This window comes from Streptomyces sp. NPDC027663, assembly GCF_055566415.1.
This window is the reverse complement of sequence record NZ_JBVHSK010000001.1, coordinates 128072-145357: the sequence shown is the minus strand read 5'-3', so window position 1 is coordinate 145357 and position 17286 is coordinate 128072. Positions and strand designations below refer to the sequence as shown.

21 protein-coding genes are annotated in these 17286 nt (G+C 70.5%); 8 read left to right on the top strand and 13 right to left on the bottom strand.

Translation table 11 applies throughout. The annotated features are described in order from the left end of the window. The 3 genes from ACZ4SF_RS00595 to ACZ4SF_RS00585 are packed head-to-tail and all read left to right on the top strand — an operon-like array spanning position 1 to position 2548. Positions 1 to 840, top strand: a complete 840-nt coding sequence (locus ACZ4SF_RS00595) for an ABC transporter permease (protein WP_468376222.1) — start codon at positions 1 to 3, stop codon at positions 838 to 840. A gap of 1 nt (position 841) precedes the next feature. Beyond that, positions 842 to 1804 carry an ABC transporter ATP-binding protein gene (locus ACZ4SF_RS00590; protein WP_468376219.1) on the top strand — a complete coding sequence of 321 codons (963 nt, stop codon included), beginning with the start codon at positions 842 to 844 and terminating at the stop codon, positions 1802 to 1804. Positions 1805 to 1813: 9 nt separating this feature from the next. Next, positions 1814 to 2548, top strand: coding sequence for a DUF1707 SHOCT-like domain-containing protein (locus tag ACZ4SF_RS00585; protein ID WP_468376216.1), 735 nt, complete (start codon positions 1814 to 1816; stop codon positions 2546 to 2548). 103 nt (positions 2549 to 2651) lie between these two features. Here the strand turns inward: ACZ4SF_RS00585 and ACZ4SF_RS00580 are convergent, their stop codons facing one another. The 3 genes from ACZ4SF_RS00580 to ACZ4SF_RS00570 form a co-directional block, all read right to left on the bottom strand. Continuing rightward, complete coding sequence (locus ACZ4SF_RS00580) at positions 2652 to 3059, bottom strand: prefoldin domain-containing protein (RefSeq protein ID WP_468376214.1); 408 nt, start codon at positions 3057 to 3059, stop codon at positions 2652 to 2654. A gap of 114 nt (positions 3060 to 3173) precedes the next feature. Next, entirely contained in the window at positions 3174 to 3908 is a 735-nt protein-coding gene (gene rph / locus ACZ4SF_RS00575; protein WP_468376211.1) for a ribonuclease PH, read from the bottom strand. 77 nt (positions 3909 to 3985) lie between these two features. Continuing rightward, positions 3986 to 4219: a PTS sugar transporter subunit IIB gene (locus ACZ4SF_RS00570; protein WP_069780600.1), complete on the bottom strand. Its 234-nt coding sequence runs from the start codon at positions 4217 to 4219 to the stop codon at positions 3986 to 3988. Between the two features lie 184 nt (positions 4220 to 4403). On the opposite strand from ACZ4SF_RS00570, the gene ACZ4SF_RS00565 reads away from it, so the two are divergent. Both ACZ4SF_RS00565 and ACZ4SF_RS00560 read left to right on the top strand, forming a co-directional pair. After that, complete coding sequence (locus ACZ4SF_RS00565; protein WP_468376208.1) at positions 4404 to 5732, top strand: PTS transporter subunit EIIC; 1329 nt, start codon at positions 4404 to 4406, stop codon at positions 5730 to 5732. Positions 5733 to 5914: 182 nt separating this feature from the next. After that, entirely contained in the window at positions 5915 to 7180 is a 1266-nt protein-coding gene (locus tag ACZ4SF_RS00560; protein ID WP_468376205.1) for a PTS transporter subunit EIIC, read from the top strand. A 160-nt stretch (positions 7181 to 7340) separates the two neighbouring features. Here ACZ4SF_RS00560 and ACZ4SF_RS00555 read toward each other — a convergent pair whose 3' ends face one another. Further along, entirely contained in the window at positions 7341 to 8093 is a 753-nt protein-coding gene (locus ACZ4SF_RS00555) for an MBL fold metallo-hydrolase (protein ID WP_468376203.1), read from the bottom strand. A 239-nt stretch (positions 8094 to 8332) separates the two neighbouring features. Between ACZ4SF_RS00555 and ACZ4SF_RS00550 the strand changes: the two genes are divergently transcribed. Next, positions 8333 to 8791, top strand: coding sequence for a type II toxin-antitoxin system PemK/MazF family toxin (locus ACZ4SF_RS00550; protein ID WP_468376201.1), 459 nt, complete (start codon positions 8333 to 8335; stop codon positions 8789 to 8791). A gap of 216 nt (positions 8792 to 9007) precedes the next feature. Here the strand turns inward: ACZ4SF_RS00550 and ACZ4SF_RS00545 are convergent, their stop codons facing one another. The 8 genes from ACZ4SF_RS00545 to clpS all read right to left on the bottom strand — a co-directional run bounded on the left by ACZ4SF_RS00545 (position 9008) and on the right by clpS (position 14527). Beyond that, a complete protein-coding gene (locus ACZ4SF_RS00545) occupies positions 9008 to 9487 on the bottom strand; it encodes a hypothetical protein (protein ID WP_468376198.1) in 480 nt (159 codons plus the stop codon). 188 nt (positions 9488 to 9675) lie between these two features. After that, entirely contained in the window at positions 9676 to 10626 is a 951-nt protein-coding gene (locus ACZ4SF_RS00540; protein ID WP_468376195.1) for a PLP-dependent cysteine synthase family protein, read from the bottom strand. A 17-nt stretch (positions 10627 to 10643) separates the two neighbouring features. Continuing rightward, positions 10644 to 10922: a MoaD/ThiS family protein gene (locus ACZ4SF_RS00535; RefSeq protein WP_468376193.1), complete on the bottom strand. Its 279-nt coding sequence runs from the start codon at positions 10920 to 10922 to the stop codon at positions 10644 to 10646. Positions 10923 to 11043: 121 nt separating this feature from the next. Continuing rightward, entirely contained in the window at positions 11044 to 11139 is a 96-nt protein-coding gene (locus ACZ4SF_RS00530; RefSeq protein WP_311737150.1) for a putative leader peptide, read from the bottom strand. An 89-nt stretch (positions 11140 to 11228) separates the two neighbouring features. Further along, complete coding sequence (locus ACZ4SF_RS00525) at positions 11229 to 11651, bottom strand: M67 family metallopeptidase (RefSeq protein WP_468376190.1); 423 nt, start codon at positions 11649 to 11651, stop codon at positions 11229 to 11231. Between the two features lie 132 nt (positions 11652 to 11783). Then, a complete protein-coding gene (locus ACZ4SF_RS00520) occupies positions 11784 to 13202 on the bottom strand; it encodes an amino acid permease (RefSeq protein ID WP_468376187.1) in 1419 nt (472 codons plus the stop codon). A 398-nt stretch (positions 13203 to 13600) separates the two neighbouring features. Then, positions 13601 to 14206 carry a DUF2017 domain-containing protein gene (locus tag ACZ4SF_RS00515; protein WP_468376185.1) on the bottom strand — a complete coding sequence of 202 codons (606 nt, stop codon included), beginning with the start codon at positions 14204 to 14206 and terminating at the stop codon, positions 13601 to 13603. Between the two features lie 12 nt (positions 14207 to 14218). Continuing rightward, positions 14219 to 14527, bottom strand: coding sequence for an ATP-dependent Clp protease adapter ClpS (gene clpS, locus ACZ4SF_RS00510; RefSeq protein WP_014672994.1), 309 nt, complete (start codon positions 14525 to 14527; stop codon positions 14219 to 14221). Between the two features lie 147 nt (positions 14528 to 14674). Between clpS and ACZ4SF_RS00505 the strand changes: the two genes are divergently transcribed. Both ACZ4SF_RS00505 and ACZ4SF_RS00500 read left to right on the top strand, forming a co-directional pair. Continuing rightward, positions 14675 to 16021, top strand: coding sequence for a nicotinate phosphoribosyltransferase (locus ACZ4SF_RS00505; RefSeq protein WP_468376183.1), 1347 nt, complete (start codon positions 14675 to 14677; stop codon positions 16019 to 16021). Positions 16022 to 16116: 95 nt separating this feature from the next. Then, complete coding sequence (locus ACZ4SF_RS00500; protein WP_468376180.1) at positions 16117 to 16710, top strand: isochorismatase family protein; 594 nt, start codon at positions 16117 to 16119, stop codon at positions 16708 to 16710. Between the two features lie 231 nt (positions 16711 to 16941). Here ACZ4SF_RS00500 and ACZ4SF_RS00495 read toward each other — a convergent pair whose 3' ends face one another. Beyond that, the gene (locus tag ACZ4SF_RS00495) at positions 16942 to 17268 is read right to left on the bottom strand and encodes a hypothetical protein (protein WP_468376177.1); all 327 of its coding nucleotides are present in this window, start codon (positions 17266 to 17268) and stop codon (positions 16942 to 16944) included. Positions 17269 to 17286 lie beyond the last annotated feature (18 nt).

Here is a 17286-nt window from a genome sequence, read left to right as displayed (position 1 = left end):
GTGAGCCCGCCGGCACGGGAGAGGCGGCCGGGCCGGGCGGCCGAGGCCGTGCGGGCGTACCGGCTGATCGCGGCGATGTGGGTGCGGTCCACGATGGCCTATCGCGCGTCTTTCGCGATGACCACGTTCGGGAATTTCGCGGCGACCTTCTTCGATTTCGTCGCGATCATGCTGATGTTCTCCCGGGTGGACGCGCTGGGCGGCTACACGCTGCCGGAGGTGGCGTTCCTGTACGGGCTGTCGGCGGTCCCTTTCGGGGTGGCGGATCTGGCGATCGGGTCGATGGAGCGGCTGGGACGGCGGGTGCGGGACGGCACGCTGGACACGCTGCTGGTGCGGCCGGTGCCGGTGCTGGCGCAGGTGGCGGCGGACCGGTTCGCGCTGCGGCGGCTGGGCCGGGTGACGCAGGGGCTGCTGGTGCTGGGCTGGGCGTTGACCCGGTTGGACATCCACTGGACGGCGGCCAGGCTGCTGTTGATGCCGGTGATGCTGGTGAGCGGCTGCGCCATCTTCTGCGCGGTGTTCGTGGCGGGGGCGGCGTTCCAGTTCGTGGCGCACGATGCCTCGGAGGTGCAGAACTCGTTCACCTACGGCGGTACGACGCTGCTGCAGTATCCGCCGACGGTGTTCGCGAAGGAGCTGGTGCGCGGGGTGACGTTCGTCCTGCCGCTGGCCTTCGTCAACTGGGTGCCCGCGAGCCAGGTGCTGGGCCGGCCGTATCCGCTGGACCTGCCGGAGTGGGCCGCGTTCACATCCCCGCTGGTGGCGGCCGGGTGTTGTGCGCTGGCGGGGCTGGCCTGGCGGGCGGGACTTCGTTCGTACCGCAGCACAGGGAGCTGAAGTGAGCGACTTCATCGCGCTGGAGAACGTCGAGAAGGTCTTCGAGGTGCGCAGGAAGACCGGGTTCCTCAAGCGGGAACGGCGGGAGGTGCGGGCGGTGGACTCGCTGTCGTTCACCGTGGCGCGCGGGGAGATGGTCGGGTACATCGGGCCGAACGGCGCCGGGAAGTCGACCACGATCAAGATGCTGACCGGCATCCTGACTCCGAGCGCCGGGCGGCTGCGCGTTGCGGGCATCGATCCGTCGCGGGAGCGGACGCGACTCGCGCACCGCATCGGCGTCGTCTTCGGGCAGCGGACCACGCTGTGGTGGGATCTGCCGCTGATCGACTCGTACCGGCTGGCGCACCGCATGTACCGCATTGCGGACGCCCGTTACCGGGAGAACCTGGACCGTCTGGTGGAACTCCTCGGTCTGGGGAACCTGTTGGACGTTCCGGTGCGGCAGCTGTCGCTGGGGCAGCGGATGCGCGGCGACATCGCGGCGGCGCTGCTGCACGATCCGGAGGTGCTGTACCTGGACGAGCCGACGATCGGTCTGGACGTCGTGTCGAAGGCCAGGGTGCGGGACTTCCTGCGGGAGCTGAACGCCGAGCGCGGCACGACCGTGCTGCTGACCACGCACGATCTGCAGGACATCGAGCAGTTGTGTTCGCGGGTGATGGTGATCGACCACGGGCGGCTGGTGTACGACGGCCCGCTCGCCGGTCTGCACGAGGCCGGGGAGAGCGAGCGGACGCTGGTGGTGGACCTGGAGCGGGAGTTGCCGCCGGTGGAGGTGACGGCGGCGCGGGTGGTGAAGGTCGAGGGGCCGCGGCAGTGGCTGGCGTTCCCGGCGGGGCAGTCGGCGGCCCCGCTGGTGGCGGATCTGGCGGCTCGCTATCCGCTGGTGGACCTGTCGGTGCGGGAACCGGACATCGAGGCCGTCATCGCCAGGATGTACGCCGGGAAGGCGGTCTCGTAGGCTGCTGTCATGAGCGACGACGCAGCCCTGGACCTCCGGGCGTCCGACGCCGACCGTGAGCGGGTCGCCGAGGTTCTGCGGGACGCCCTGGCCGAGGGGCGGCTGGACATGGAGGAGTTCGAGGAGCGGCTGGAGGCGGCCTACAAGGCGCGGACGTACGGCGAGCTGGTGCCGCTGACCCGTGATCTGCCGGCCGCCGGCGCGGTGGTGCCGCCGGTTGCGGTCTCTTTCGTCAAGGAACCGGCGGAGAGCGGGAGTTGGGCCTCCCGGATCGTCGGGGGCGAGGGTTCCTCGACGGGCGGGTTCGCGGTCCTGTCGGGGTTCGAGCGCAAGGGCCGCTGGACGGTGCCGAAGCGGTTCGGCTGCTTCACGTTCATGGGCGGCGGCGAGATCGACCTGCGCGAGGCGAACTTCGCGGACCGTGAGGTCGAGATCCACTGTGTGGCGGTCATGGGCGGGGTGCAGGTGATCGTGGAGCCGGGTGTCGAGGTGGTCGTCCGCGGCATCGGCATCATGGGCGGCTTCGAACACCCGAGGGACGACGGCCCCGTCGACCCGGCCGCCCCGCGGGTGGTCATCAGCGGCTTCGCGTTCTGGGGCGGGGTGGGCGTGGCCCGTAAACTCCCTCGCGCCGAACGCCGGCGCCTGAAGGAACAGCGCCGGCTGGAGCGGCTGGAGCGCAGAGAACGACGGCACGAGCTGCACCGGGCGCGCCACGAGGAGCGGGGCGAGGAGGGGCGCTAGGAGCGCCCTGAAGCGGCGCGGGGAACTGCACGGCCGGCCACGGCGGCCCCGCGCCGCTTCAGGGCGCCGCCCCGGGACGGCGCTCGCGGGCGGCGGTGTTCTGCTACGACGTGCACACCTTCGTCAGTTCGCCCGCCGCATCGGTGACCGGCCGCACATCGGGCGTGCTGTCCCCGTTCTTGATCGCCGTACGCACGTTGTCCACGGCCTTGTTCAGGTCGTCCACGGCCTTGTTGACGTCGGCATCGTCCGTCTTGTCGCCGATCTTCCGCAGGCTCTTGTCGATGGAGTCGAGCGAGGCGTCGGCCTGGGAGGGGTCGTTCGCGGCGTTCTCGACGGCCTGCTGGAGGTCGGTGACGCTGTCGGCGATGGCGTCGGCGGTCTGCACGCAGTCCAGAGCCTTGTTCACGGCGTCGCAGCCGGTGGTGAGGCCGGTGGTGAGCGCGGCGGCGGCCACGACGGCGGCTATGGCGGTGACGCGGCCCCGGCGTGAGCGTCGACTGGCGGCCATGGTGTGTTCCCTCCCCTGATACGGCTGGCCGGGCGCACGCTGGTGGGTCGTGCGCCCGTACCCACATGGACGTCGGTCAGGCCCGGCGGGTTGCCCTCGGCCTTGGGGTTTTCTTTACGCGCTGGTGCTCGCCAGCGCCGCCCGCTGCAGCGCGGCCAGTTCGGTGCAGCCGGTGACGGCGAGGTCGAGCAGGGCGTCGAGTTCATCGCGGGCGAAGGGCTGGGCCTCGGCGGTGCCCTGGACCTCGACGAAGCGGCCGTCGCCGGTGCAGACGACGTTCATGTCGGTCTCGGCGCGCACGTCCTCCTCGTAGCAGAGGTCGAGCAGCGGGACGCCGCCGACGATGCCGACGGAGACCGCGCTGACGGTGCCGGTGAGCGGCTGCCGGCCGGCCTTGATCAGCTTCCGGCCCTGGGCCCAGGCGACGGCGTCGGCGAGGGCGACGTAGGCGCCGGTGATCGCGGCGGTACGCGTGCCGCCGTCGGCCTGGAGGACGTCGCAGTCGAGGACGATGGTGTTCTCGCCGAGCGCCTTGTAGTCGATGACGGCGCGCAGGGAGCGGCCGATGAGCCGGGAGATCTCGTGGGTGCGGCCGCCGATCTTGCCCTTGACGGACTCGCGGTCGCCGCGGGTGTTGGTGGCACGGGGCAGCATGGCGTACTCCGCGGTGACCCAGCCCTCGCCGCTGCCCTTGCGCCAGCGCGGGACGCCTTCGGTGACGGAGGCGGTGCAGAAGACCTTGGTGTCGCCGAAGGAGACGAGGACGGAGCCCTCGGCGTGCTTGCTCCAGCCGCGTTCGATGGTGACCGGGCGGAGCTGTTCGGGGGTACGGCCGTCGATGCGAGACATGCCGATGAGCCTAGCCGTACAGATGGAAGGGGCTCCTCCCGCGTCGGGATGAGCCCCTCGATGGTGAGCGCGTCGGCTCACATCATGTCTTCGATCTCCGCGGCGATCGGGTCGGCGTCGGTGCCGATGACGACCTGGATGGCGGTGCCCATCTTGACGACGCCGTGGGCGCCGGCGGCCTTGAGGGCGGTTTCGTCGACCAGGCTGGGGTCGGACACCTCGGTGCGCAGCCGGGTGATGCAGCCCTCGATCTCCTCGATGTTGTCGATGCCACCGAGCCCGGCGACGATCTTCTCAGCCTTGCTGGCCATGTTCCTTCTCCCTGATCCGAACCGCTTTGTCGCAGTAACCCACAGTTGGCCCATCTTCGCGAGCGGTCATGCCGTGCGTGCCGAAGGATGGCGATCACGACAGCGGAACCGTCTGCCGACTGGTCTACACCACCGTGGGGACGGTCGCCAAACCGCGTCCGAGTCGAGTGGCCGGAGGACGCCCATGAGCGCCGAGAGCGCAGGCAGCGCCGGGAAAACCACCTCTCCGGCCCGGGAGCGCTGGAACCGCACGTTCCAGGGGCTGCAGAAGATGGGGCGGAGTCTCCAGCTGCCGATCGCGGTGCTGCCGGCGGCGGGCATCCTGAACCGGCTGGGCCAGCCCGATGTGTTCGGGGCCGACGGCCTCGGCTGGACCGCCGTCTCCAAGGTGATGAAGGGTGCGGGCAGCGCACTGCTCGACGGCTCCCTCGGTCTGCCGCTGCTCTTCTGCGTGGGCGTCGCGATCGGCATGGCCAAGAAGGCCGACGGCTCGACGGCGCTCGCTGCGGTGGCCGGCTTCCTCGTCTACTACACCGTCCTGCGCCAGTTCCACGAGCCGTGCCCCGGCGGTGCGAAGGACGTGAAGGACGTCGGCTGCCAGGTCGTCGTCGACGTGGGCGCCGACAAGGTGACGCCCTTCGTCTTCCAGAACCCGGGCGTCTTCGGCGGCATCGTCATGGGCCTGCTGACGGCCTTCTTCTGGGCCCGCTTTCATCGCACCAGGCTGGTGGACTGGCTGGGCTTCTTCAACGGTCGCCGGCTGGTGCCGATCATCATGTCGTTCGTCGCCATCGTGTTCGCGGTGCTGTGTCTGTGGGTCTGGCCGCCGGTCGGCGACGCCCTGGAGAGCTTCAGCCAGTGGCTGCGGGACGCGGGCTCCTGGGGCGCGGGCCTCTTCGGCGTCGCCAACCGCGCCCTCCTCGTCATCGGCCTGCACCAGTTCCTCAACGTGCCCATCTGGTTCCAGTTCGGCAGCTACACCAAGCCGGACGGCACGGTGGTGCACGGCGACATCAACATGTTCCTGCAGGGCGACCCGCACGCCGGCCAGTTCACCTCCGGCTTCTTCCCGATCATGATGTTCGCGCTGCCGGCCGCCGCGCTCGCCATCACCCACTGCGCCCGTCCGGAGCGCCGCAAGGAGGTCGGCGGTCTGATGCTCTCGGTCGCGCTGACCTCGTTCGTGACCGGCATCACCGAGCCCCTCGAGTACTCCTTCCTGTTCATCGCACCCGCGCTGTACGCCGTGCACGCGGTGCTCACCGGTGTCTCGATGGCGGCGACCTGGGCGCTCGGGGTGCACGACGGCTTCAGCTTCTCGGCCGGACTGATCGACTACGTCATCAACTGGCAGCTGGCGACGAAACCCTGGCTGATCATCCCGATCGGCCTGTGCTTCGCGGTCGTCTATTACGCCGTCTTCCGGTTCGCGATCACGAGGTTCGACCTGAGGACGCCGGGGCGGGAACCGCAGGAACTGGCGGAGGAGATGGAGCGGGACAACGTGAAGTGAGGCACCGCTCCTCCGCCCGTGCGGGCGGGTACGGGGCGTAGCGCCGCGGTAGCGGATTCGCGGGTTCCTTATCCCGCCTTCATCGTGCTACAACAGGTCTACACCACTGGGTGGTGTAGACCAGAGACGCTGCCGTCCCCTTCCTTGGTTCCCGGGCGGCGCCTTGCCCACTGGAGGAAGTTGTGACCACGGCCAGCGCCGCTCCCGCGGCCGAGAAGAAGAAGGGCGCGGGCGCGATGGCTGTTCTGCAGCGCATCGGCCGCAGCCTGATGCTGCCGGTGGCCGTGCTGCCGGCCGCCGCCCTGCTGGTGCGCCTCGGCAACACCGACATGCTGGGCCGCCCCTCCTTCCCCACTTTCCTTACGAAGATCGCCTCCTTCATGGCGGCCGGCGGCAACGCGATCCTCGACAACATGGCGTTGCTGTTCGCCGTGGGCATCGCGATCGGTTTCGCGAAGAAGGCGGACGGCTCCACGGCCCTCGCCGCGGTCACCGGCTACCTGGTCTTCAAGAACGTCCTCGCCACGTTCACCGACAAGAACCTGCCGAAGGTCGCGACCGTGGTCGACGGCAAGATCGTGATGCAGAACGCCCCGGTGGACGCCAAGGTCCTCGGCGGTGTGGTGATGGGCATCGTGGTGGCCCTGCTGTACCAGCGCTTCTACCGCACCAAACTGCCCGACTGGGCGGGCTTCTTCGGCGGCCGTCGCCTCGTGCCGATCCTGTCGGCCTTCGCCGGCCTCGTCATCGGCATCGTCTTCGGCTACATCTGGCCGGTCCTCGGCACGGGCCTTCACAACTTCGGCGAGTGGCTGGTCAAGTCGGGCGCGGTCGGCGCCGGCATCTTCGGTGTCGCCAACCGTGCGCTGATCCCGATCGGCATGCATCACCTGCTCAACTCGTTCCCGTGGTTCCAGGCGGGCGAGTACCACGGCAAGAGCGGTGACATCGGGCGCTTCCTGGCCGGCGACCCGCACGCGGGCCAGTTCATGACCGGCTTCTTCCCGATCATGATGTTCGCCCTGCCCGCCGCGTGCCTGGCCATCGTCCACTGCGCCCGGCCCGAGCGCCGCAAGGTCGTCGGCGGCATGATGCTCTCGCTCGCGCTGACGTCCTTCGTCACCGGTGTCACCGAGCCGATCGAGTTCACCTTCATGTTCATCGCGCCGGTCCTGTACGCCATCCACGCGGTGCTCACCGGTGTCTCGCTGGCGCTGACCTGGGCGCTCGGCATGAAGGACGGCTTCGGCTTCTCGGCGGGCGCGGTCGACTTCGGGCTGAACCTGGGTATCGCCAGCAACCCGTGGGGGCTGGTCCTGGTCGGCCTGTGCTTTGCGGTGGCCTACTACGTGATCTTCCGCTTCGCGATCATCAGGTTCAACCTGCCCACCCCGGGCCGCGAGTCCGACGAGGAGCTCGCCGAACTGCAGAAGGCAGAGGCCAAGTAGGCCGGCCCCGCACAGCTGCCGAAGGCCCCCGGAACCACGACGGTTCCGGGGGCCTTCTGCACCCGAGGGGCGCGGGGCTGTGCTTGGTCTGCGACTCCGTCGCGGGGCGCGGCCGGCCACGACGGCGCCGTGGCCGGCCGGCGGCCGTGCCGCCGCGGTCTCAGATCTCGTAGACGACCCGCGGAGCGGCAAGCTCCACCGGACCGGCGAAGACCTCGCGGGCGTGCCGCAGGTTGACCTGGGGGTCGGTCCACGGCGGGATGTGGGTGAGGACCAGGCGGCGGGCGCTCGCGCGGGCCGCCGTCTCACCCGCCTCGCGGCCGTTGAGATGCAGGTCGGGGATGTTCTCCTTGCCGTGCGTGAACGCGGCCTCGCACAGGAACAGGTCGGTGTCCCGGGCCAGCTCGTCCAGGACCTCCGTGAGGCCCGTGTCGCCGGAGTACGTGAGGGACTTCCCGCCGTGCTCGACGCGGATGGCGTACGCCTCCACGGGGTGACGGACCCGCTCGGTGTGCACGGTGAACGGTCCGATCTCGAACGTGGACGGCTTGACCGTGTGGAAGTCGAAGACCTCGCTCATGGAGGAGGCGGAGGGGGTGTCCGCGTAGGCGGTGGTCAGCCGGTGCTCGGTGCCCTCGGGCCCGTAGACGGGCATCGGGGCGCAGCGGCCGCCTTCGTGGCGGTAGTACCGCGCGACGAAGTAGCCGAGCATGTCGATGCAGTGGTCGGCATGCAGATGGCTGAGGAAGATCGCGTCGAGGTCGTAGAGACCGCAGTGGCGCTGCAGCTCGCCCAGGGCGCCGTTGCCCATGTCGAGAAGCAGCCGGAAGCCGTCGGCCTCGACGAGGTAGCTCGAACAGGCCGATTCCGCGGACGGGAACGACCCCGAGCAGCCGACGACGGTGAGCTTCATGAAGCAGAAACCTCCGTTGGCGGGAAAGCGGTGAGCGGGGATCGGGGAGCCACTCGGGAGGAGGGCTGTCAGGGGTCGTGCGGTTTGTCGAGCGTAAGGCGCAAAAGCACGGGTCGCTCCTCCACCAGGGGCCGTTGTGGGCGAACTCACCTGTGCTGTCACCGGTTCGGCTGGACCGGGGGCGCACAAGGATGACGAGAGGGCGCGCGATGTGCGGCGCGCGCCGGTAACGTCGTCGTATGGACACGTCCTGGTGGCTGGCGCTCGCGGCGGTGGTACTGCTCGCCCTGGTCGCCACGCTCGTCGACGGCTGGGGCGGGGGCCGTCGGCCCGGCGGACGGCGGCTGCGCCCGCCCGGCCGCGCGGGCACCCGCACGAGGCACGCGCCACGGCCGTCCCCCGGGGACATCTGGTGGGCGAACGTGCCCTACGAGGACCGGACCGTGGTGAAGGACCGGCCCTGCCTGGTGCTGGCCGTGCGCGGCAACCGGGCGACGGTCGCGAAGATCACCAGCAAGTACCACGACGAGCGCAGCGGGGTGATCCCGCTGCCGCCGGGCGCGGTCGGTGACGCGCAGGGGCGGCCCAGCTTCCTGCAGACCGACGAGCTGCGCGAGGTGCCGGTGGAGGGCTTCCGGCGCCGGGTGGGCGTGGTCGACCCGGTCCTGTGGGACCAGGTGCGGCACCTGGCCGGCTAGAGGGTGTCGTCCGGATCAGGTCGGAGCGTGCCGCGGCGTCCGGTGCGTGTGCGGTGCCTCGCGAGGCGGAGGATCTCCCGCGCACCGGGCGTACCCGGGTGATCCGACGGCGCGGCGAGGTGCCGCGCCGGCGTCGCGGGCCCGGGCTCATCCCGACGACGCCCGGGGTGGTCCGACGGCGCGGCGAGGTGCCGCGCCGGCGTCGCGGGCCCGGGTTCATCCCGAGGACGCCCCCTGGCTCACCCGCACGGTGACCGCCCACTCCTCGATGCCCTTGCAGGACACCTGGCCCGGCGCGGTGGGCTCGGCGCACAGCGGGCGGGACGACGTGAGGCGCACGGTGCCGGCGGCCTTCGCCCGGTACGCGGCCGTGGCGTCCCCGGGCTGGAGCACGAAGCCCGCGTTGATGGCCTCCAGTCCGCTGCCGTCGGCGGTGACCGGCTTCCAGGGGCGGGTCTTGGTGCCGTCCAGGGTGAGCCGGACCTCGCCGCCCTTGGTGACGCAGACGGTACGGCCGTGGTCGGCGGCGGCCAGCTCCACGTGGGCGGTGCACGCGCCGGCGGGCCGGGTGGGGGACGGTGAGCCGCTGCGGGGCGGCGCGGACACCTTGTCGCTGGCCCCCGTGTCCTGCTGGGAGCCGCAACCCGCGAGGAGCAGCGCTGCCGCCGCGAGGGCGAGGGGGGTCGTACGGCGCATGGGACCGCCTTTCTGCCGTCTGCTGCCGGGCCGGCCGGCCCGGGGCCTGGTGCAGATGTGACGTACCACCCGCGCAAACGGATCCCACGCGTCCGGCCCCCTCGTCGGAGGGGGCCGGACGGAGTAACAGAAGGTGCGGCCCGGGACGGGCGCGGGCGACGCGCGGCGGATGCGTCGCCGGCCGGGTCTCAGGCCCAGAGCTGGCCGTGGAGCGTCTCGATGGCCTCCTCGGTGGTGGCCGCCGTGTAGACACCGGTGGAGAGGTACTTCCAGCCGCCGTCGGCCACGATGAAGACGATGTCGGCGGACTCCCCCGCCTTGACCGCCTTCCTGCCGATGCCGATCGCCGCGTGCAGGGCCGCGCCGGTGGAGACGCCCGCGAAGATGCCCTCCTGCCGCAGCAGTTCCCGGGTGCGGGTGACCGCGTCGGCGGAGCCGACCGAGAAGCGGGTGGTGAGCACGGAGGCGTCGTACAGCTCCGGTACGAAGCCCTCGTCGAGGTTCCTGAGTCCGTACACCAGGTCGTCGTAGCGCGGTTCGGCGGCGACGATCTTCACGTCCGGCTTGTGCTCGCGCAGGTAGCGGCCGACGCCCATCAGGGTGCCCGTAGTGCCGAGACCGGCGACGAAGTGGGTGATCGAGGGGAGGTCGGCGAGGATCTCCGGGCCGGTCGTGGCGTAGTGGGCACCGGCGTTGTCCGGGTTGCCGTACTGGTAGAGCATCACCCAGTCGGGGTGCTCGGCGGCCAGCTCCTTGGCCACGCGCACGGCGGTGTTGGAGCCGCCCGCGGCCGGTGAGGAGATGATCTCGGCGCCCCACATGCCGAGCAGGTCCCGGCGCTCCTGCGAGGTGTTCTCAGGCATCACGCACACCATGCGGTAGCCCTTGAGCTTGGCCGCCATGGCGAGGGAGATGCCGGTGTTGCCGGAGGTGGGCTCGAGGATCGTGCAGCCCGGCGTGAGCCGGCCGTCCTTCTCCGCCTGCTCGATCATGTGCAGCGCGGGGCGGTCCTTGACCGAGCCGGTCGGGTTGCGGTCCTCCAGCTTGGCCCAGATACGGACGTCCGGGGACGGCGACAGCCGCGGCAGGCGCACCAGGGGGGTGTTGCCCACCGCGGCCAGCGGGGAGTCGTAGCGCATCGCTGCTCAGCGGCCGATCAGCGCATGCCGCCGGCCACGGCCGGCAGGATCGTCACGCTGTCGCCGTCGGACAGCTTGGTGTCGATGCCGTCCAGGAAGCGGACGTCCTCGTCGTTCAGGTAGACGTTGACGAAGCGGCGCAGCTGCTCGCCGTCCACGATGCGGCCCTGGATGCCTGCGTGCCGGGTCTCGAGGTCGGCGAACAGCTCGGCGAGGGTGTTCCCGCTGCCCTCCACCGCCTTCTGACCGTCGGTGTACGTGCGGAGGATGGTGGGGATGCGGACCTCGATGGCCATGGTTGCGGGCTCCTGTCGGAAGGGTTCGTCGGGTGGTGGCGCGCGGCGCGCGACCGGGGTCCCCCGGGCTTCGGGCGCGGGGGCGGCGCCGCGGCTCACGGCCGTACGGCGGCGGGGAACGTCAACAGATGGCGCTGTTCAGCCTGCACAGGTCGACGTGCAGCCGCGCCACGAGCAGCACGCTCGGCGCCTTGTCGCTCACGTCGTTCAGAACCATGGGCTCATCGTATCGATTCCCGGTCCGGTCACTGGAATGTGATCTCGCATGCTGGAACATTCCTGCCCGGATCCCGGGACCGGGGCCGGTCAGTAGGCCTCGACGACCTTGACCTCCTCCTCCGTGACCTCGCCTTCCAGGATGCGGAACGAGCGGAACTGGAAGTCGCCGAGGCCGTCGGTGTCGGCGGTGGAGACGAGGACGTAGTGGGCGCCGGGCTCATTGGCGTAGGAGATGTCCGTACGGGACGGGTAGGCCTCGGTCGCGGTGTGGGAGTGGTAGATGACCACGGGTTCCTCGTCGCGGTCGTCCATCTCGCGGTAGAGCTTGAGCAGGTCGCCCGAGTCGAACTCGTAGAAGGTCGGCGACATGGCCGCGTTCAGCATCGGCAGGAAGCGCTCGGGGCGGTCCGAGCCGGCCGGGCCCGCGATGACGCCGCACGCCTCGTCGGGGTGGTCCTTGCGCGCGTGCGCGACGATCTGGTCCACGAGGGCCTGGGTGATGGTCAGCATGTCCGTCAGGATAAGCAGAGGGCCGCCCCGTACCGATGGACGGTACGGGGCGGCCCACATGGTGGACGTCCTGAGCGGCGGTCACCGGGGGCGCCACGAGTGCCCCCGGTGACCGGACGTCCGTGGAGGGGCTCAGCCCACGTTCTCGAACTCCGGCTCCCGGCGGCTCGCGACCTCCGGGGTGCGGGACTTCACCACCAGCCAGCCGATGCCGAGGGCGACCGCCCAGACGGCCATCACGTACAGGCAGATGCGGGAGTCGGCATCGTATGCGATCAGGCCGGTGACGAACAGCAGGAAGGCGATGGCGATGTACGAGCACACCGCGCCGCCCGGCGCCGGGAAGGAGCTGGCGGGCAGCCGGCCCGCGTCGACCGCACGTCGGTAGAGGACGTGGCTGACGAGGATCATCAGCCAGGTCCAGATACCGGCCGCGGTGGCGACGGAGGTGACGTAGCCGAAGGCCTTCTCCGGGACGATGTAGTTGAGGATCACGCCGATGCCCATGAAGGCCACCGAGACGGTGATGCCGAGCGCCGGGGTCTTGGTGGAGGACAGCTTGGAGAAGACGCGCGGCGCCTCGCCGTTGTCCGCGAGGGTGCGCAGCATGCGGCCCGTGGAGTACATGCCCGAGTTGCAGGACGACAGGGCCGCGGTGAGCACCACGAAGTTGACGATGCCGGCGCCGGCCGGGATGCCGATCATCGCGAACGCCTTCACGAAGGGGCTGACGCCCTCCGCGAACTCGGTCCACTTCACCACGCACAGGATGACGCTGAGGGCACCGACGTAGAACAGGGCGATGCGCCAGGGCAGGGTGTTGATGGCCTTCGGGAGGGTCTTCTCCGGGTCCTCGGACTCGCCCGCGGTGACGCCGACCAGCTCGACGGCGAGGTAGGCGAACATCACGCCCTGGAGGGTCATCAGCGAGGAGCCGATGCCCTTGGGGAAGAAGCCGTCGAACTGCCACAGGTTCGTCACCGTGGCGGTGTCACCGGCGGCGCTGAACCCGAAGGTGAGCACGCCGAGACCAATCACGATCATGCCGATGAGCGCGGTCACCTTGACCATGGAGAACCAGAACTCGATCTCGCCGAACAGCTTCACCGAGATCAGGTTGGCCACGAACAGGACCACCAGGAAGACCAGCGCCGTCACCCACTGCGGGACGGACGGGAACCAGTAGTTGACGTAGATCGCGGCGGCCGTCAGTTCGGCCATGCCGGTCACGACCCACATCAGCCAGTACGTCCAGCCGGTGAAGTAGCCGAAGAACGGGCCGAGGAACTCCCGGGAGTACTCGGCGAACGAGCCGGAGACCGGACGGTAGAGCAGCAGTTCGCCCAGGGCTCGCATGATGAAGAAGATGATCACGCCTGCGAGGGCGTACATCAGGATCAGACTGGGACCGGCCTTGGCGATGTTCGCCCCGGCACCGAGGAACAGGCCGACGCCGATGGCACCGCCGATGGCGATCATCTGGACCTGACGGCTGCCGAGCCCTCGCTCGTACCCCTCCTCGGGGGCGATGGTGACCTTCTCAGAGGTCATGTGTGGTGCGCCTTTCTCCATGCCGACCCGGGCCTTTCGTCGGCCTCGGATCGGGTTTCGATCCCCCCGGATTGATGGAGCTGGGCGGCTTGCGGGAAGCGCGCCCGTGCCTGGCCGACGGTCGTCGGCTCGGTGGCGCACCCGGCCGAACATGGGTGGTGTTGGCCGGGCGGTCGTGAAGATTTATCACGGCCGCAATACTGATCACAGAGGCGCGTTGTGGCACACCCCACAGGTAAAAGCGGACAAAGACCGCCCGAATGCGGCAAAACAGGCCGCAACGGTGACGGGATCGTTATCCGGATTTGAGCGTCCGCTGAGCGAACACTCGTGCACCATAAAACGGGCGAAACACAGAACCGAGGACCGCCGGCCCTGCGCCTCAGGAGCCGGCGCCCTTACGGCATCAGGGTCGTCACCAGGGTTTCCTGGAGACCGCCCAGCCACAGGTAGGCCAGCACCATCGGCTTGCGCGGGTCCTCGTCCGGGAGCCGGTAGAGGAGGTCGGTGTCGTCCTCGTCGGTGATCTCCAGGCGGGAGCCGATGGCCAGCCGGAGGTCGTTGAGGGCGCCGAGCCACTGCCGGGACTCCTCCGGGGCCAGCTTGAGCACCGCCCCGCCCTCGTCCACCGGGGCGAGCGCGTCGAGGGTGCGGATCACGGCGAGCGCGTTCTCCCGCTTGCCGGCCCTGAGGTCGTTCTCGGTGAAGCGGCGGAACTCGGCGGAGTGCGCCCGCCGCTCCTCGGCCTCGGCGGAGGGGCCGGAGACCTGCTCCGGGTCGCCGTAGGCGTCGGGGAAGAGCCTCCTGAGAACCGGATCCGAGGGCGGCTCGCTCGGCCCCTCGGCGAACAGCTCCGCCAGTGGGTCGTCAGGGGCGTCGGCGCCGGGCCCCGGGCCGATCAGCTCCAGCAGCTGGACGGCCAGCGACCGGATGATGGAGATCTCGACGTCGTCGAGCGCGACGGCCGCGCCGCCGCTGGGAAGCGGTTCGAAATGTCCGGGCATGTGAGTCGGTCGCTACTTCCGGTCCTGCTGCAGGGTGGCCCACAGACCGTAGCCGTGCATCGCCTGCACGTCGCGTTCCATCTCCTCGCGCGTGCCGCTGGAGACGACCGCCCGGCCCTTGTGGTGGACGTCGAGCATGAGCTTGGTGGCCTTGTCCTTGGTGTAGCCGAAGTACGTCTGGAAGACGTACGTCACATAGCTCATGAGGTTGACCGGGTCGTTGTGGACGATCGTGACCCAGGGGACGTCGGGCTCGGGTACGGCGAAGACCTCCTCCGCCGATTCGGTGCGTTCGATCTCTACGGGCGCGGGTGACGTCACACAGCCATGCTGCCACGGCCCCGATAAATCGTCACACCGACGAAAAGGGAGTACGATCGGTCCCCGTGCTGCACACACCGGGGGTACCCCCGGTCCCCCGGCCGGTCCCGGGGGTACCCGGGCAGTCGCGAGCTAGGGGAGGTTTCGGTGGACGTGGCGGACCTTGGGCTGCCGGTGGCAGTCCCGTCGACGGCGCTCTTCACGGACCAGTACGAGCTGACCATGCTCCAGGCCGCTCTGAAGGCCGGTACGGCCGAACGGCGGAGCGTGTTCGAGGTCTTCACGCGGCGGCTGCCCGAGGGGCGCCGCTACGGCGTGGTGGCCGGCACCGGACGCGTCCTGGACGCGGTGGAGAACTTCCGCTTCGACGAGGGCGTCCTCGACTTCCTGCGCGAGCGGAAGATCGTCGACGAGGAGACCCTGAAGTGGCTCGCCGGCTACCGCTTCAGCGGTGACGTCTGGGGCTACCCCGAGGGCGAGGTGTACTTCCCGGGCTCGCCGATCATGCGCGTCGAGGGCAGCTTCGCCGAGTGCGTCCTGCTGGAGACCGTGATCCTCTCCATCCTCAACCACGACTCGGCGATCGCCGCCGCGGCCTCCCGCATGGCCACCGCCGCCGGGGAGCGCCCGCTGATCGAGATGGGCGCCCGCCGCACCCACGAGCTGGCCGCCGTGGCCGCCGCCCGCGCCGCCTACGTCGGCGGCTTCTCCACCACGTCCGACCTGGCCGCCGGCTTCCGCTACGGCATCCCGACCGTCGGCACCTCCGCCCACGCCTTCACCCTGCTCCACGACCGCGAGCGGGACGCCTTCCAGGCCCAGGTGGACACCCTCGGCCGCGGGACGACCCTGCTGGTGGACACCTACGACGTCGCCGAGGCCGTCCGAACGGCGGTGGAGGTGGCCGGACCCGGGCTGGGCGCCGTGCGCATCGACTCCGGCGACCTGCTGCTGGTCGCCCACCGGGTGCGCCAGCAGCTGGACGAGCTGGGCGCGACGAACACGAAGATCGTCGTGACGTCCGACCTGGACGAGTACGCCATCGCCTCGCTGGCCGCCGCGCCCGTCGACGCGTACGGCGTCGGCACCCAGCTGGTCACCGGCTCCGGGCACCCGACCGCCTCCATGGTCTACAAGCTGGTCGCCCGCGCCGAGACCACCGGCCCGAAGGCTCCGCTGCTGGCGGTCGCGAAGAAGTCGACCGGCGGCAAGACCTCCATCGGCGGGCGCAAGTGGGCCGCGCGCCGGCTGGACGCGGAGGGAATCGCGGAGGCCGAGGTCGTCGGCACCGGGCCGGTCCCGGCCGAGCTGGCCGACCGGCAGCTGCTGGTCCGGCTGGTGGAGTGCGGCGAGGTCGTCGCCCGCGAGCCGCTGGACGCGCCCCGGGACCGGCACATCGCGGCCCGCGCGAACCTGCCGCTCTCGGCGATCCAGCTGTCCCGGGGGGAACCCGTCCTTCCGACGGAGTACGTGCACGGGCGCTCGGGTAGCTAGAGCGGGACCGCCGTCCGCCCCTCGACGCCCCCTCCCGCAGGAGCCCGGAATTCTCTAGGCTCAGTTACTTAACTCTCAGTCGAAGGACACCCACCATGCGCCGCGCCTTGATCGTCGTAGACGTGCAGAACGACTTCTGCGAAGGGGGCAGCCTCGCGGTCGCCGGCGGCGCGGACGTGGCCGCCGCCATCACCGAGCTGATCGGCCAGGCCGGGGGCACCGGATACCGGCACGTGGTGGCCACCCGCGACCACCACATCGCGCCCGGCGGCCACTTCGCGGACAACCCCGACTACGTCCGCTCCTGGCCCGCGCACTGTGTCGCGGGCACGGAGGGCGTGGGCTTCCACCCGAACTTCGCCCCCGCGGTCGCCTCCGGTGCGGTGGACGCGGTGTTCTCCAAGGGCGAGTACTCGGCGGCCTACAGCGGCTTCGAGGGCACCGACGAGAACGGCGTCCCGCTGGCCGACTGGCTCCGGGCACGCGAGATCACCGAGGTGGACGTGGTGGGCATCGCCACGGACCACTGCGTACGGGCCACGGCCCTGGACGCCGCCCGGGAGGGCTTCCGCACCCAGGTGCTCCTGGACCTCACGGCCGCAGTCGCCGCCGGGACGACCGAGAAGGCCCTGGAGGAGCTGCGGGAAACAGGCGTGGAATTGACAGGCAAGCCCGTGGTGAGCGGCTAGGAGCACCGGCGCCGGACCGGTGCCGGGCCGGTTCCGGGCCATTCCGGGCCGGACGGTCGACTCAGGGCCGGTTCCGGGCCGGGCGGTCGACTCAGGGCCGGTTCCGGGCAGGGCGGTCGGCCCAGGGCGCGAGGAACGGGGCGATCGGCCGCGACGGGCGCGGGGAACGGCGCGATCGGCCGCCACGGGCCCGCGGTCGCCGTGCCTGCGCCACCACCCCCCACACCGGCGTCACCCCTGCTGCACCACCGGCGGTCTGCGCAGGAGCGCTCGGATCGGATGCCACAGCTCGGTCACGAGGACACCGTTGTCGGCCGGGGCCGTGCGCCATATCAGGCCGTCGGGATGGTGCAGCACCGCCGTGATCTCGTCCGGTGTCGGAGGCGCGGCGTTCCCCCGGAGGTAGATCGACCGCAGGCCCAGATTGCGGAGCCTGGTCAGGGCCCGGGCCCGGTTCTGGGCGTGTACCAGAACCCGCACCCCGGCCGAGCCGTAGGGCAGATTCAGCGCCACCACCACCGTGCCGTTCGGCAGCTTGCAGAAGCCTCCTGCGGCCATGCGGTCACATCCCCGTTC

What these genes read in the sequence shown, in the direction of transcription:
- ACZ4SF_RS00585 (WP_468376216.1), top strand. Translation starts at nt 1,814, where the DNA reads ATGAGCGACGACGCAGCCCTGGACCTCCGGGCGTCCGACGCCGACCGT.
- ACZ4SF_RS00515 (WP_468376185.1), bottom strand. Translation starts at nt 14,206, where the DNA reads ATGCCCGGACATTTCGAACCGCTTCCCAGCGGCGGCGCGGCCGTCGCG.
- ACZ4SF_RS00555 (WP_468376203.1), bottom strand. Translation starts at nt 8,093, where the DNA reads ATGAAGCTCACCGTCGTCGGCTGCTCGGGGTCGTTCCCGTCCGCGGAA.
- ACZ4SF_RS00580 (WP_468376214.1), bottom strand. Translation starts at nt 3,059, where the DNA reads ATGGCCGCCAGTCGACGCTCACGCCGGGGCCGCGTCACCGCCATAGCC.
- ACZ4SF_RS00520 (WP_468376187.1), bottom strand. Translation starts at nt 13,202, where the DNA reads ATGACCTCTGAGAAGGTCACCATCGCCCCCGAGGAGGGGTACGAGCGA.
- ACZ4SF_RS00545 (WP_468376198.1), bottom strand. Translation starts at nt 9,487, where the DNA reads ATGCGCCGTACGACCCCCCTCGCCCTCGCGGCGGCAGCGCTGCTCCTC.
- ACZ4SF_RS00495 (WP_468376177.1), bottom strand. Translation starts at nt 17,268, where the DNA reads ATGGCCGCAGGAGGCTTCTGCAAGCTGCCGAACGGCACGGTGGTGGTG.
- ACZ4SF_RS00535 (WP_468376193.1), bottom strand. Translation starts at nt 10,922, where the DNA reads ATGGCCATCGAGGTCCGCATCCCCACCATCCTCCGCACGTACACCGAC.
- ACZ4SF_RS00525 (WP_468376190.1), bottom strand. Translation starts at nt 11,651, where the DNA reads ATGCTGACCATCACCCAGGCCCTCGTGGACCAGATCGTCGCGCACGCG.
- ACZ4SF_RS00570 (WP_069780600.1), bottom strand. Translation starts at nt 4,219, where the DNA reads ATGGCCAGCAAGGCTGAGAAGATCGTCGCCGGGCTCGGTGGCATCGAC.
- ACZ4SF_RS00540 (WP_468376195.1), bottom strand. Translation starts at nt 10,626, where the DNA reads ATGCGCTACGACTCCCCGCTGGCCGCGGTGGGCAACACCCCCCTGGTG.
- ACZ4SF_RS00550 (WP_468376201.1), top strand. Translation starts at nt 8,333, where the DNA reads ATGGACACGTCCTGGTGGCTGGCGCTCGCGGCGGTGGTACTGCTCGCC.
- ACZ4SF_RS00500 (WP_468376180.1), top strand. Translation starts at nt 16,117, where the DNA reads ATGCGCCGCGCCTTGATCGTCGTAGACGTGCAGAACGACTTCTGCGAA.
- rph (WP_468376211.1), bottom strand. Translation starts at nt 3,908, where the DNA reads ATGTCTCGCATCGACGGCCGTACCCCCGAACAGCTCCGCCCGGTCACC.
- ACZ4SF_RS00565 (WP_468376208.1), top strand. Translation starts at nt 4,404, where the DNA reads ATGAGCGCCGAGAGCGCAGGCAGCGCCGGGAAAACCACCTCTCCGGCC.
- ACZ4SF_RS00530 (WP_311737150.1), bottom strand. Translation starts at nt 11,139, where the DNA reads ATGGTTCTGAACGACGTGAGCGACAAGGCGCCGAGCGTGCTGCTCGTG.